This is a genomic window from Hyphomonas sp. (genome assembly GCF_037969335.1).
GTDB lineage: Bacteria > Pseudomonadota > Alphaproteobacteria > Caulobacterales > Hyphomonadaceae > Hyphomonas.
The window spans coordinates 1-13,937 of record NZ_JBBKXE010000204.1 but is presented as its reverse complement, the minus strand read 5'-3'; the positions used below and the strand labels follow the sequence as shown (position 1 = coordinate 13,937).

Genomic DNA, 13,937 nt, shown 5'->3' with positions numbered 1-13,937 from the left:
TTCGCCACGCGAATGCAACCGTGCACCGCATCAATTCTGCCTATTCGGCGGCGTCCGTCGCGTCCTCGGCGCCCTGTTTCTTCTCGATGAGCTTCACGCAGAAGATCGAAATTTCGTACAGGAGATAGACCGGTCCGGTCAGCAGGAGCTGGGAAATGATGTCCGGCGGCGTAAACACGGCCGCAAAGCCGAGGATCAGGACGATCGCATATTTGCGTCCACTGATCAGCGTCTTGGCTGTAACCAGTCCGATCTTGGCCAGCAAGGTCAGGACCACCGGCAGCTGGAAGGAAATCCCGAAGGCCAGCATCAGCGCCATGACCAGCGACAGGTATTCCGACACTTTCGGCAACAGCTTGATCGTCGCGACACCGCTGTCGATCTGCTCTTGCGAAATCGAGAACCGCGCCAGCATCGGCAACATCAGGATGTAAACGAACGCGGCCCCCGTCGCGAACAGGGCCGGCGCGATCACCAGGAAGGGCCAGAAGGCCCCACGCTCGGTCTTGTAGAGCCCCGGTGCAACGAACGCATAGATCTGCCAGGCAATGACCGGGAAGGCCACGAAAATGCCCGCGAACAAAGCGAGCTTCACCTTGGCGAAAAAGAACTCCATCGGCGCCGTGAAGATCAGTTCCAGCGGCGCGCCACGCAGGGCCTCCGCCTTTTGGGCAAAAGGCGCGAGCAGGAAATCATAGATTGGCTGGGCGACGAAAAAACAAGCGAGCGAGGCAATGCCCAGTGCCGCCAGCGAGATGATCAGGCGCGAGCGCAGCTCAGTCAGATGCTCCAGCAGCGGCGCCCGGCTGGCTTCCACTTCGTCTAGGATTTCAGGCTGTTCGTCTTTCGGCGGGACCTTGTTCACGCAGCGTCGTCCTTGGACTTGGGCTCAGGCGCAGGGGCTTCGGCCTCGGCAGCTTCCTTGTTCATGACGGCCGCGTTGATATCGCTTTCCATATTGGCCAGGTCATCCTGGGCCTCGGTCATGGCATTGTTGCGCTTGAGGTCTTCGATCTCCTTGCGCAGGTCTTCCAGTTCGCTCTGGCGGGCGATGTCCTCAAAGGCCGCCTGGAATTCACGCGCCATCGACCGCGCCTTGGCCACCATCTGGCCAGCCTTGCGCATCATCAATGGCAAGTCTTTCGGACCCACGATGATGAGGGCCGCAAGGGCAAGGATAAGAAGTTCGGAAAAACCGATTCCGGGCAGCATTATGCGCCCTCCACCAGGACCATTATGACGAGGCTTTCGTCTCGTCTTTCTTCTTCGGAGTCACGTCAACAAGGTCTTCCTTGTCGACGGCCTTGGGCTCATCGTCATCTGCGAGGCCCTTCCGGAACGATTTCACGCCCTTGGCCATGTCGCCCATAATGGAAGAAATACGACCACGGCCACCGAACAGGAGCAAAGCTACCACGATGACGAGGACGATCTGGAGTGGTCCGACTGAGCCCATGGGGGCCTCCTGATTACGTGTTTCGCAACGCAGCATAGCCTTGCGTTCCGGCTGGAACAATGGGGCGAAGCTGTTAAAGGAGGGGCATGCGTATCGCCACTTGGAATGTCAACTCGATCAAGGCCCGCCTTCCCACCGTGTTGGAAGTGCTGGGCGCAATCGATTGTGACGTCGTTTGCCTGCAGGAACTCAAATGTGAGACCGACGGCTTTCCCTATATGGAACTGGAAGAACTCGGCTGGAACTGCGCCGTCCACGGGCAGAAATCCTATAATGGCGTGGCCATCCTGTCGAAATACCCGCTGGACGATGTCCGCAAGGGCCTGTCGACCATGGAAGACGACCAGTCGCGCTATATCGAGGCCCTGGTGATGGCCGACACGCCGATCCGCGTGGGCGGTCTCTACCTGCCCAATGGCAACCCCGCGCCCGGCCAGAAGTTCGACTACAAGCTGGAATGGATGGAAGCCCTTGAGGGGCACGCCCGCGAATTGCTGAAAACGGAAGAGCCTTTCGTCCTCTGCGGCGACTATAACGTCATCCCGGGCGTCAATGACAGCTGGGATGAAAGTGTCTGGGCCGATGATGCCCTCGCCCTGCCGGAGTCGCGGCAAGCCTTCCGCCGCCTCAAGAATCTCGGCCTGACGGATGTGTTCGAGACCTGCGACGGCCGCGCGCACCAATACACGTTCTGGGATTATCAGGGCGGCGCATTCCAGAAGGATCACGGCATCCGCATCGACCACCTGCTCTGCTCGCCGCAGGCAGCTGACCGGCTGACCGGCGTGGAAATCTACCGCAAGGCCCGCGAGCTGGAAAAGCCGTCAGACCATGTGCCGGTCATCGGCATCTTCGAGGACTGACGCCTATTTTTTAGGTGTGCAGGACCGATTATAGTCAGCGACATCCTGATTGAACTGCCGTGCGTTCGCCTGCAGCGCAAACTCAGCTTGGGCGAATGCGCGCCGGGCGGCGTCAAACGCTGCCTTGGCCGAATCTGCGGCCTCGGCATTCGAAGACGAGGCGAGGCGCATGACCTGTGCGTCCTCATATTGCTCGCCGAGCGCCTCGGCCCTTGCAGCCAGTACATCGCGCGAGGCGGTCGCCTTTTCGATCTCGGCCTGTTTCGGCGCCAGCGTCGCCTGCATCGCTTTGCACCGCTCAACCTGCTTGGGCGACAGCGTATCGGCGGTCGCCGGCATGGCAATCATCAAGGCAACAGAGGCGAGGAAAATACGGATCATGGACAGAGGTCTCTTTTTTCAGCTTGCCTGCCTAATGCCGGAATGCGGCTGAAGCAAACCTGAATAGACGTGCCACACCGCGGCCCCAATTGCGCACAGCCCGCGCCGGGACGTGGCAGTGAAAAGCGCCGCAGCATTAAAAATGATCGATCGCTCACTTTGCCGCATTTCCGCCATGATTGAGCATATATTTGTGATCGTTCGCTCACATCGCGAATACACAAGGAGAACAGAGATGAATGCCTTCACGCCCGAAACGCCTACAATGCCCCTCTCAACAGGCCCGTCGCCCGACATCGCTGTGACACTCGACCAGCTTGTCGCGCCACTTGAGATTCCTGCCGAACTGAATGCGGCCCGGTGGGCACCGAAATGGACACTGACCCTGCCGATCGCTCTGCTGGCCGCCTTTACGCTGCCAGCCCGCACAGCGTGACGCTCAGGCGCCCCTGTCAGGGTCCTGGGCGCGGCGATTGGCCATCACGGCATCGATGATGTTGAACACGGCAGCAAAATCGCTCAGCAATTCGCGCACCCGTTCCGGGTCGTCGAGCCGCTTGAACATGCTGCCGGGTTCGAACAGGTCACCGCCCTGCAGCGTGATCAGGAGTTCGCCACCATCGAAGCAGCATTTCAGCTTGCCGCCATCGAAAGCCTTTTCCATATCGACCAGCTTCTGCATCAGGTCGGGGGTCAGCAAGTAGCGGCTCTCGACCTGGTCAGTCGTGTAGACTTCGAAGATGCGCTCGAATTCCGGGTCTTCGAGCATGGCACGCTGCATGCCCTTGCCACCGCCGAACCGGTTGAAGAAACCGGCATCGCGCGTCACCAGCGTGCGGCCGTGAAATGCCTTGTGGAAGGAAAAGCGCAGGCACTGGCCACGAAACACCGTGACCCAGCGGGTCTGCGTGCGGCCCTTGGAATCGGTTGAGTGACGACGTTCTTCCAGATGCGCTTCGAACAGTTCGAAATCGACGCCCTTGCGTGTGCCGGTGATCAGGTCTTCGTAGCTGTCCCGGTCCCAGTCAGGCACGATGCCGACATCGTGGTGCCTGTAGATCGACGCGACCTGTCCCGGGGCCTCTGTGAAGCTCAGCTCGAACTGGCGCGCGACGGGTGCGACCAGCAGCGTTTTGGCCTCCTTGCCGAGCTTTGCGACATCGCGAGTCCCCCACCAGGCATAGCCGAACCCGACCACCGCCGCGACAAAGGCGAGCAGAGGCAGCTTCACGACGAACAATCCCAGCAAGACCCCGACAATACCGATGCCACCACCGACATATCGCGCCTGCCGCGCCTTCGCGACGGCGGCAAGGCGATCACCCTCCCGCGCCTGCAGGGCCGGACGGATCTCGTCCTGGAAAATGCGCGCGAAATCACCAAAGCCGTCGGGCAGGCCGTACAGGGCCTTGGTGATATCCGGATCGACCGGGTCGGGCTCTCCGCCGGGCAGGTCAGGCGTCTGGTCTGTCATTCGCTCGTCTCTCCGGCTGAACTGGCCCGAATACTAGACCGAGCCTGCCCGGCGCTCAAACGCATTGAGATATCTGCGCCGTCGAGAGTGAAGCCCGCACACTGTCCAACCCGCTCACTCAACTCCGAATATCGCGGTGGTCGCACCATCGGCACTGATCTCGCCCCGATACATGCCGGCGGAATTGAAGACGAAGTCGACATTGCCCGCGCCGTCGATGACGATCACGCCGCCATCACCGCCGAGACTTGCCACCTCGCCGAGCGCGACCTGCGCGGCCTCACCCACCGACTCGCCTGCAAGTTTCACCCGGTCGCAGATCGTCTTGGCGACGCCGACGCGAATGAAATACTCGCCGTGACCGGTCGCCGACACAGCACAGACACCGTTTTCCGCATAGGTTGCGGCGCCGACAAGGGGGGCATCACCTACCCGGCCCGGTGCCTTGGCGGTCATGCCGCCCGTCGTCGTGGCGGCGGCGAGGTTGCCCTGGCTGTCGATTGCCACGGCGCCGACCGTCCCGAATCGGTCTGCCGCCGTGCGTCGCTCAGCCACACTCTTGTCTGAACGCGCCTCAAGCAGGCGCTCCAGGTCCTTGCGACGTCGCTCCGTATCGAAATAGGTATTGTCGACCATGTCGAGGCCCTGGCTTTCGGCAAAAGCGTCAGCGCCCGCACCGGCGAACATGACATGCTCGGACTTGTCCATCACGGCGCGCGCCGCAAGGATCGGGTTCTTCACGTGCATCACGCCCGCGACGGACCCGGCATTGCGGTCACGCCCATCCATGATCGACGCATCGAGTTCATGCGTACCATTGGCCGCAAAGACAGCGCCATAGCCGGCATTGAACAAGGGGTTGTTTTCCATCGGCAGGACGGCGGCCTGCACCGCATCGACTGCACTGCCACCCTCGCGCAGAACTGCGGCCCCCGCCGCCATCGCCTCGTTCAGGCCTGCCACATAGGCGGCTTCCTGTTCGTCCGTCAGGTTCTCACGCAGGATTACCCCCGCCCCGCCATGGATAGCGAGATGCCATTCCGGCTGGAGCGGCACAGGATCACTCACGTCGACAGGCGTGGCACAGGCGCCAAGGAACAGGGTTGCCGCCGCAAGGGCGCTCAAGGTCTTCAGGGTCATCAGCGTCTCCAGCTTGTCTGGTGACAGGATGAACCTATTGCCTAGAGGCCTTCAAGGCTTTTCCGGGCCGCTTTCAGTTTCTCGCGGCGATCTGTCCAGTCCACGATACGCTCGCGGTTCTCCTCGACGATCTCGGGCGGTGCCTTGGCGACGAAGGCCTCATTGCCGAGCTTCTTCTCGGTCGAGGTGATATCCTTGTCGAGTTGGGCAATCTCCTTGTCGAGCCGCTTGCGCGCCTCGGCCACGTCGATCTGGTCGGCAATGTTCAGCGCGACCACGGTGTCGCCGACAACCGTGGAGACAGCCCCCGTCGGCACCGTGTCGGACACGATAATATCCTCAAGCCGCGCGAGGCGTTTCAGGATGTCCTCGTGGCGGACGGCCCGGTCTTCGATAACAGGCCCCGCACTCACGAGCGACAGCGGAATCTTCGAGCCTGCCGGCACGCCGAGATCGTTCCGCAGGGAGCGAATTTCGGAAATGAGGTCGAGCACCCACTGGATTTCCGTGTCGGCGTCGGCATCGCGGGTGATCGCGTATTTCGGCCAGGACTGGCCCATCAGGAAACCCTGTTCCTCGACGCGGCCTGCGGCACGCCGGTCCCACAGCTCCTCGGTAACGAAGGGCATGAACGGGTGCAGCAGCTTCAGCGTCTCGTCGAGCACATAGCCGCACACATCGCGTGTTTCCTGCTTGGCTGCATCGTCCATGCCCATCAGCAGCGGCTTGATCAGCTCGAGATACCAGTCGCACAGCACGTTCCAGACGAACTTGTAGAGTGCGCCGGCGGCATCGTTGAACCGGTATTCCTCGATCGCCTTCGTGGCTTCGGCCTCACAGGCGGAGAGTTCACCCAGGATCCAGCGGTTTACCGGGCTCGTCACCTTGGCGAAATCGATCTCGCCCGGCGCGCCGCATTCGTTCATCTCGGCAAAGCGGGCCGCGTTCCACAGCTTGGTGGCGAAGTTGCGATTGCCTTCGACAGCCTGTTTCGACAGGCGGATATTGCGCCCCTGCCCGGCCATGCGGCCCATCGTGAACCGCAGCGCGTCAGCGCCGTATTCATCGACCAGTTCCAGCGGGTCCATGGCATTGCCCTTGGACTTCGACATCTTCTGGCCCTTCTCGTCGAGGACGAGGGCGTGAATGTAAACATCCTTGAACGGAACTTGACCGGTGAATTCCAGCCCCATCATCATCATCCGGGCGACCCAGAAGAAGATGATGTCGAACGCCGTGACGAGCGTGGCTGTCGGATAGAAAGTCTCCAGCTCTGGCGTCTTGTCCGGCCAGCCCATGGTCGAGAACGGCCAGAGGGCCGAGGAGAACCATGTGTCGAGGACATCGTCGTCCTGCTTCAACTTCACACCCTTGCCAGCCTGCGCCTGCGCCTCCGCCTCGGAAGGAGCAACATATATCGCACCATCTTCAGCAAACCATGCTGGGATCCTGTGCCCCCACCAGAGCTGACGGCTGATGCACCAGGGCTGGATGTTTTCCATCCAGTTGTAATAGGTCTTCTCCCAGTTCTCCGGCACGAAGCGGGTCTTGCCGTCTTTCACCGCTGCGATGGCGGGCTGGGCCATGGTCTTCGCATCGACATACCATTGGTCGGTCATCCACGGCTCAATGACCACGTTGGAGCGGTCGCCGAAGGGCTGCTCGATCTTGAGGTTTTCGATTTCCTGCAGCAGTTCCGCCGCCTCGAACGCGGCAACCACCTTCTTGCGCGCGTCGAACCGGTCGAGCCCTTGATAGTCCGCTGGGATGCCGGCGTCATCCGCGTCCGCGCCATCGACGATATGCGCCGTCGCGTTGAGAATGTTGAGCGGCGCATGCCCCGCCCGCTTGCCCACTTCGAAGTCATTGAAATCATGCGCCGGCGTGATCTTCACCGCGCCCGAGCCTTTGGTCGGATCGGCATACTCGTCCGCTATGATCGGCACGCGGCGCCCGACAATCGGCAGGGTCACGAACTTGCCGACCAGGCCCGCATAGCGTTCGTCATCCGGGTGCACGGCCACGCCCGTATCGCCGAGCATGGTCTCGGGGCGCGACGTGGCGACCACGATATAGTCGCGCGTCTCGGTGCCGGTAACGTTGCCGTCCTCGTCCTTGACCGGATGCTCATAGGTCACGCCGCCAGCCAGCGGATAGCGCAGGTGCCAGTAATGGCCTGCCACTTCGCGCTGGTCGACCTCGAGGTCCGAGATCGCGGTCTGGAAATGCGGGTCCCAGTTCACGAGGCGCTTATCGCGATAGATCAGGCCCTTGTTGTAGAGCTCGACGAACACTTTGGTCACGGCGCGCATCATGTTGTTGTCGGGGGCGTTGCGGTCGCCCATCGTGAAGGCTTCGCGCGACCAGTCGCACGAGGCGCCGAGGCGCTTCAGCTGGCCGACAATCGCGCCGCCGGATTCTTGCTTCCACGCCCAGACACGATCCACGAAGGCCTCGCGGCCAAGACTGGCGCGGCTTTCATTCTTGCCTTCCGCCGCCAGCTGGCGCTCGACCACCATCTGCGTCGCGATGCCGGCATGGTCCGTGCCGGGCTGCCACAACACGTTCTTGCCGCGCATCCGCTCGAACCGGACCAGCACGTCCTGCAGCGTATTGTTCAGCGCGTGGCCCATGTGCAGCACGCCGGTCACGTTCGGCGGCGGGATGACGATGGAATAGGCTTGCGCGCTGGTATCACCGGACGGCTTGAAGCAGCCGCCATCCTCCCAGGCCTTGTACAGGCGGGTTTCGGCTTCGGCGGGGTCAAAACGTTGGTCGAGCATGGGAAAAGCGGTTCCGGTGGGTGCAGGGCAAAAAGAAAGGGCCCGCCTGTTAAGGCGCGCCCTTCCCTATAACGAATTTGTCAGGTGAGGCTAGCGCGCCATGCGGGCGATACGCTGGACTTCGGCTTCGACCTTTTCCTCGACGATGCCGGGCAGGTTGGTGTCGAGCCATTCCTTGATCATCGGCTTCAGCAGCTCGCGGACGAGCCCTTCGATCGTGTTGTCGCTGCCTGTGTCCATTTTGGACATCAGTTTGCCGAGAGATCCGGCGGCGGCGTCGGATGTCTTGTCATCGGTCAGGACGGTGTTCTGGTAGCGTGCGCTGGCAGGCATGTCGGTCTCCGTGGGAGCGTGAGATTGTGGACGTGGGGCAGGCTGTGGCGCAGGACGTGGTGCAGGCTCAGGCGCCTGCTGGAAAACCGGCGCAGGTTCAGGCTGGTGCCGGAAAGTCGGGGCAGGCTCGGGCTGCTCAACGGCGCGCGCCGCATCGAGCACGCCCTCGAAGGAATCGATCTCGTCTGCGTCCTCGACCGCATCGACGGTCTCGTAATTATCGTCAGACTCGACGTCGAACATCGCCTCGTCGATATCTTCCTCGGCGGCCTCGAAATCCGTCTCGGAAAAATCGGAGAGTTCCGCATCATGGGATTCAGCGACGGCCTCTTCACGCACAACAGTCGGTGCACCGGGACGTCGGGACGTGCTGGCATCATCCTCGGAGATGATCTTGCGGATCGACGCGAGGATTTCCTCCATCGTCGGCTCCTTGTGCGCTTCGTTGGCCATGTCAGCCCCTTACTGTCTACCCATCAGAATCAATATTGATTAATGGTTAGAATGTATGGGTTAACAACCGCTTGACGTCATTAACCTTGAACACAGCCACAACTTTGTCATTCCGCGACGGGCGAAGCCCCCGTCGGCACAGGCTGGTCGAGCTCGCCGGCAGCCCTGAGCAGGCGGAACGCAGCGACATAGGCATCATGCTCAGACTCGACCAGCGCGAGGCGGGCCTCGAACAGCTGCTGCTCCTGATCCAGGACGTCCAGCGTGGTACGAACGCCCACGGCCAGCTCTTCCTTGGCACCTTCATAGGCGATTTCAGCAGCATCGACCTGGCGACTTGACGCCTCGATGGAACGGAGCGACGCGTCATAGCCAAACCAGGCCTGCGCGATTTGCGCGCGAATCTGGCGCTCCAGAACATCAATCTGGTTGCGGGCCTGGTTGCGGCGCAAGCGCGCCGAGCTGACCTGGCTCTTGATCAGACCGCCGGACAGCAGAGGGATCGTGCCCTGCACCACAGCCGAGACGCTCGTGTCCGTCTGGTCGGCATCGCTGCCATAGGTCTCCTGAACGCCGGCCGTGCCCACGAGATTGACTTGCGGACGATACTGAGCCCGGGCCACTTCAATGGCCTCGCTCGCGGCACGTTCGGAATTGCGCGCCGCTTCAATATCCGGGTTTCCATCGAGCGCGATGGCAACCGCCTCTTCGAGCGATGCAGGCAGTGGCGGGATAGGCGGCGGCGGCGCAAGGTCGCCGGGCTTGAGGCTGGTCAGGAACTGGTAGTTGGCCTCGCTGGCCTCTCGCATTGCTTCCGCGCCGGCGAGGGCCGCCCGGGCGCCTTCAAGGCGGGCATTGGCGAGTGAAACATCTGTCCGGGTAACGACACCCACTTCGAATCGGTCATCGGCCGCGCGCACCTGTTCGGCCGTCACGTCGACATTGTTCTTGCGAATTGCAACGGCTTCGCGGTCGCGGCGCACATCGACATAGGCGGTCACGACATCAAGGATGAGGTTCTGCTCGGCGGCGTCAAACTGCGATTTGGCCGCGCTGACACCCGCTTTGGCCTGCCGAATTCCCGCGCTGACGCGACCGCCCGTATAGATCGGCTGCACGGCCTGCACCTGCGCGCTGGCGATCGGCCGATCGCCCAGATTATAGGAGAAAGGTGACGTCGTATCGACATATTCGTAACCGGCGCTACCGCTGACATTCACAGTCGTCCGTCCACCGGACCGGGCCTGTTCAAGGCCTTCGCGCGCGATGTCGGTTTCATATCGCTGGAAATCGAGCTGGGGATTGGTTGCGAAGGCCGAGGCAATGGCCTCGTCCAGCGTTTCACCTGCTGCGGGCATTCCCGCGACCAAGGCGATAACTGCCGAACCCAACAGGCAACGATACTTTACTCTCATCCTGAACTCCCTGATGTCCCGGTTTGCTGGGCCAGATATAGCCACGCCCAACGTGTTAGTGAACACTGTTCACTTTTCCATTGTTTTAACAATGCTGGCAATTCAGCGCAGTCGGACTCAGAAAACGAAGGAACGCTTGCGATCAAACTGCGTAAATTTCGGCGGACAGGCGTCGAACGCGTCCCGCGCGGCCACCGTATCGCCCGACTTCGTGAACACGGTTCCACGTCCCAGACCTTCGCGGTCCATCACCACGGCGACAAGGCGTCCGCCCTCTGCCAGCTGGTCGGTCCAGGTATCCGGCAAGTGTTCAACCATGCCGCACACATAGATTGCGTCGAATGGCGCCTGATCCGGCAGTCCGACTGCGATTTTACCTTCGACGGCCACGGCCCGGTCAAGCCCAAGCGCTGCGAAACGCGCCGCCATGGCGTCCACCAGTGCTGTTGTCTCTTCCAGCGCAATAACAGTTTCCGACAGGTGACTGATCAGGGCCGCTTCGTAGCCTGCGCCTGCCCCGATCACGAGGACAATATCGCTCGGCTTGATGGCGGCCAGCTTGACCAATTTGGCCGTGTCGCGCGGAATCCACAGCGAACGTTCAGGCGACGTGGCGATCTCAAGCTCGGAATAGGCGACCGATTTGCGCGAATTGGGCACAAAGGCTTCGCGCGGCGTGCGCAGGAACGCCGAGACGATTGGCGCGTCGGTCACATCATTCGGGCGGATCTGGCTATCCACCATGATCTCGCGGGCTGCGTCAAAGTTCATGGGCGCACGCCTTCCTCTGGCAAAAACGAACGTAGGACCGCCCTTTAGCATGGGCGGCGTTGGGCGCAATGCGCGATAAACGCGCGGCGAGTGAAAAGGCTGATTGAAAGCAGGCGCGTTGCTTGCTAGTGACGCCCCTCTGGTCAGGCTCTATGGCGGAGTGGTGACGCAGCGGATTGCAAATCCGCGCACCCCGGTTCGATTCCGGGTGGAGCCTCCAGACCCATTCCCAGTCCATTCCACGCATTTTCGTCAAGCTTAATGCAGTGTTACGCAACTCTCCCGCGTTTCTCGGTTAATCGTTTACGTCGCATTAACCAATTCGGGCGATGTTTGGCGTGTCTTCTCTTGGAGACACCCACCATCACCCAACGCCTCGGCGGGAGCTTTTGTCTCCCGCCATTTTTTTGTCTGACGCCGAAGTTTTTGGACAGCAGCAGCAAGTTGGGGCTTGAACCGGCCCTATGGTCTGCTATTCACCCGCTCTCGGCTGATCCGCGATAGCTCAGTTGGTAGAGCAGGCGACTGTTAATCGCCCGGTCGTAGGTTCGAGTCCTACTCGCGGAGCCAGCAGCCCCAAAAGGCACACGCCTTCCAGCGCCACGAACGACGCACCCATCTCCCCTGCGATCATTACCGGCCCCCTCATACGCTTAAGCAGGCCACCCTGGATCCTGCGAACAACACGCCGAATCGGACATCGACCTTGTTCGCAGCCCACATCACAATCGTGAGGAACGGCCAGGCCTGGACTGACAGCCCGGTCTGGCGAGTTTGGATCTGTGCATTTGCGGTCGGGTATCGAAGTGTATAGATTCCCATCATGGCAACACTCCGCAAAACGAGCCGACTCGGCGCGCCCCTCGGCATTTTGTTTTGCGTGGCTTCGGCCGGGTGCGCCCAAAACGGCATAGATCAGGAGAGCGATCGCGTGTCTGCAACTCCTGAAACCCGGCAGGATCTCGAGCCCGACGATGCATCCTCGCCAGCGCCCCAGACACACGCGGCCCGCCGTGACGAACTCACACCAGGCTTGTCTTCACCGGGACCGGGGTCATCCCCAGGCGGCGCAAATTCGGACCTGCCTGCCACCGACGTAGCAGGTGAGTGGACCATTTCTTCCGGAAATGGCGCCCCTGCAACCAGGATCAGGCTTGACCCAAGCTCGGGGACTGGCGCAGGCAAGGTCGATATATTGTCAGACTGGAACCTGGACAGCGAACGCCCGACCACCTGGCTTTATCTGGCTTTCGGGCAGCTGACACTTGCTGACCAGAATGGAAAGATCGTCTGGAGCGGACAGCCTCAGGACGCCAACACCATTGCCGGTGCGTTCCCAAGCCAGCCAACAGAGAGCTTCCTTATTCGCGAATAAGGTCCGTCAAAAGTGGCAGGCCGACGAAGCGGACCGCTGGGTCACGCCTCGTCGGGTACCATCAAGAGTCTCAGAACTTCAGCGTCGCACTCGCACCGATGACAGTCTGTGAAAGCTCGTCGCGATTGACCGTCTGCCTCACAGCAATTGTTGCGACCATCGAGTCCGAAACATTCACATCCAGACCGGCTTCCAGATCGAGCCAGGTGCGGCTGCGATCTGGACCTGCGAACACAACAGCGGCCGCTGTCGGGGCACCGACAAACGTCGCCAACACGACATCATGCCCGGCGTCCAGGTCGTGGACCACGGCAGCTCCAAGCATTGGTCGAACCGTGCCTGATTCGCCCAATTCCCAATCCATCACCGCACCCAACGAAAGCTGTGTGCTCGTCAAGTCACGCGATGCGACGTCCATTGCGATCACGCTGCCTTTTTCTGAGTACGCATCGATATCATAGCTCGCATGCAGGAGGCCCACCGAAGGCGTAACATTGATCCCGTTGTCGAACTGGTATTCACGCCCGACACTTGCTCCGACCAAAAGTTGGTCAGCATTGGTGTCGCCCGTTGCCGCGAGAGTCCCGCCGACCAGTTGGGCCGTCCGCGACATGTCGACAGAATAGGTCCCATAGCTGACATGACCGTCGACAAATACCCGGTTTTCGAACGGCACGTAGCCGTACAATCCGACGGAAGCCCCGCTGATTTCGGCATCGCCCATTCCGGATCCCATCGTATTATCAGACGAGCTGTAGCTGATCATGCCGCCGATGATGGCGTCAGTGCCGATCGTTTTGTCTATGCCGCCCGTTATGGCGAACCCTTCAACATCTGCTTTCCTGCCAGCCAATCCCGAATCGGCATCCCCGGTAAAGAAGTCGATGCTGGCGAACCCTCCGTATCCGTCCTTCATGGGACGCACACCTGACGCCTCGCTTGCTTCGACAGCGGCGAGCTGGCTCGATATGAGCGAGAAGCTCGACATTGCGTCAAGCGACGCCACCTGGACTCCCGCAGCAGACCCTTGCGTGACGAATCCCCGCTCGCCCCTGCGAACCTGCCGCAGTCGCGCGTCAAGCCGCTTGCCGAGCGCGTCGCCCATTGCAATCGACCCCTGACCGGAGATGACGGCATCGTTCGGCGCAATCGCGTCGAAAGCGGCCGCAAGATCGGTGGGGCCGAGAAGGTCGACAAGGGAATACAATTCGCTCAAGTCAGAATAGGAAGTGCCCCGCGCGCCATCGAGCGACTGCGCGTAGTAAAGCTGAACGCCGCTCGGCGCCTCTGGCAGCACGTCCAGGAACGACCCAGCATCGATGCTCAGCTGGATGACGCCGCCCGCATCAGTAATCAAAGCCTGAAGCACACCAGCGCCCAAACCGGTTACATCGCTGAATGCACCGGAAGAGGTGCCACCATAACTCATGACCGAATACTGGTCGCCATAAGCAGCTGCTCCGGCCAGTTCGATGACTCCTCCAAGCGACACA

General features: G+C 61.1%; 14 protein-coding genes and 2 tRNA genes. 5 read left to right on the top strand and 11 right to left on the bottom strand.

All coding sequences use genetic code 11. From position 1 onward, the window contains the following. Positions 1-40: 40 nt before the first annotated feature. From tatC to AADA04_RS15030, 3 genes are read right to left on the bottom strand one after another with little or no spacing between them, the layout of a single operon-like run. A complete protein-coding gene (gene tatC / locus AADA04_RS15040; protein WP_340694097.1) occupies positions 41-865 on the bottom strand; it encodes a twin-arginine translocase subunit TatC in 825 nt (274 codons plus the stop codon). Continuing rightward, positions 862-1,212, bottom strand: coding sequence for a Sec-independent protein translocase protein TatB (tatB, locus tag AADA04_RS15035; RefSeq protein ID WP_340694096.1), 351 nt, complete (start codon positions 1,210-1,212; stop codon positions 862-864). Before tatB ends, tatC begins: the two co-directional genes overlap by 4 nt. A gap of 22 nt (positions 1,213-1,234) precedes the next feature. Beyond that, positions 1,235-1,456: a Sec-independent protein translocase TatA gene (locus AADA04_RS15030; protein ID WP_340694095.1), complete on the bottom strand. Its 222-nt coding sequence runs from the start codon at positions 1,454-1,456 to the stop codon at positions 1,235-1,237. Between the two features lie 86 nt (positions 1,457-1,542). On the opposite strand from AADA04_RS15030, the gene xth reads away from it, so the two are divergent. Next, positions 1,543-2,319, top strand: a complete 777-nt coding sequence (xth, locus tag AADA04_RS15025) for an exodeoxyribonuclease III (protein ID WP_340694094.1) — start codon at positions 1,543-1,545, stop codon at positions 2,317-2,319. A 3-nt stretch (positions 2,320-2,322) separates the two neighbouring features. Here the strand turns inward: xth and AADA04_RS15020 are convergent, their stop codons facing one another. Further along, entirely contained in the window at positions 2,323-2,700 is a 378-nt protein-coding gene (locus tag AADA04_RS15020; RefSeq protein WP_340694093.1) for a hypothetical protein, read from the bottom strand. 265 nt (positions 2,701-2,965) lie between these two features. Here AADA04_RS15020 and AADA04_RS15015 point away from each other — a divergent pair, with 265 nt between their 5' ends. Next, positions 2,966-3,136, top strand: a complete 171-nt coding sequence (locus AADA04_RS15015; protein ID WP_340694092.1) for a hypothetical protein — start codon at positions 2,966-2,968, stop codon at positions 3,134-3,136. Between the two features lie 3 nt (positions 3,137-3,139). On the opposite strand, the gene AADA04_RS15010 is transcribed toward AADA04_RS15015, so the two are convergent. From AADA04_RS15010 to AADA04_RS14985, 6 genes are all read right to left on the bottom strand, one after another. Beyond that, entirely contained in the window at positions 3,140-4,174 is a 1,035-nt protein-coding gene (locus AADA04_RS15010) for a DUF3137 domain-containing protein (RefSeq protein WP_340694091.1), read from the bottom strand. A 114-nt stretch (positions 4,175-4,288) separates the two neighbouring features. Beyond that, complete coding sequence (locus AADA04_RS15005) at positions 4,289-5,314, bottom strand: isoaspartyl peptidase/L-asparaginase (RefSeq protein ID WP_340694090.1); 1,026 nt, start codon at positions 5,312-5,314, stop codon at positions 4,289-4,291. A gap of 41 nt (positions 5,315-5,355) precedes the next feature. Then, the gene (locus AADA04_RS15000; RefSeq protein WP_340694089.1) at positions 5,356-8,097 is read right to left on the bottom strand and encodes a valine--tRNA ligase; all 2,742 of its coding nucleotides are present in this window, start codon (positions 8,095-8,097) and stop codon (positions 5,356-5,358) included. A gap of 90 nt (positions 8,098-8,187) precedes the next feature. After that, positions 8,188-8,883 carry a DUF2497 domain-containing protein gene (locus AADA04_RS14995; protein ID WP_340694088.1) on the bottom strand — a complete coding sequence of 232 codons (696 nt, stop codon included), beginning with the start codon at positions 8,881-8,883 and terminating at the stop codon, positions 8,188-8,190. 107 nt (positions 8,884-8,990) lie between these two features. After that, a complete protein-coding gene (locus tag AADA04_RS14990) occupies positions 8,991-10,241 on the bottom strand; it encodes a TolC family outer membrane protein (RefSeq protein WP_340694087.1) in 1,251 nt (416 codons plus the stop codon). Positions 10,242-10,415: 174 nt separating this feature from the next. Next, positions 10,416-11,069: a protein-L-isoaspartate O-methyltransferase gene (locus AADA04_RS14985; RefSeq protein ID WP_340694086.1), complete on the bottom strand. Its 654-nt coding sequence runs from the start codon at positions 11,067-11,069 to the stop codon at positions 10,416-10,418. A 146-nt stretch (positions 11,070-11,215) separates the two neighbouring features. Here AADA04_RS14985 and AADA04_RS14980 point away from each other — a divergent pair. From AADA04_RS14980 to AADA04_RS14970, 3 genes are all read left to right on the top strand, one after another. After that, a tRNA-Cys gene (locus AADA04_RS14980) sits at positions 11,216-11,289 on the top strand. 274 nt (positions 11,290-11,563) lie between these two features. Next, positions 11,564-11,639 (top strand) — tRNA-Asn (locus AADA04_RS14975). 361 nt (positions 11,640-12,000) lie between these two features. Beyond that, positions 12,001-12,444, top strand: coding sequence for a hypothetical protein (locus AADA04_RS14970; RefSeq protein ID WP_340694085.1), 444 nt, complete (start codon positions 12,001-12,003; stop codon positions 12,442-12,444). A gap of 70 nt (positions 12,445-12,514) precedes the next feature. On the opposite strand, the gene AADA04_RS14965 is transcribed toward AADA04_RS14970, so the two are convergent. Further along, a partial coding sequence (locus AADA04_RS14965) for an autotransporter outer membrane beta-barrel domain-containing protein (protein WP_340694084.1) occupies positions 12,515-13,937 on the bottom strand: 1,423 nt, incomplete at its 5' end.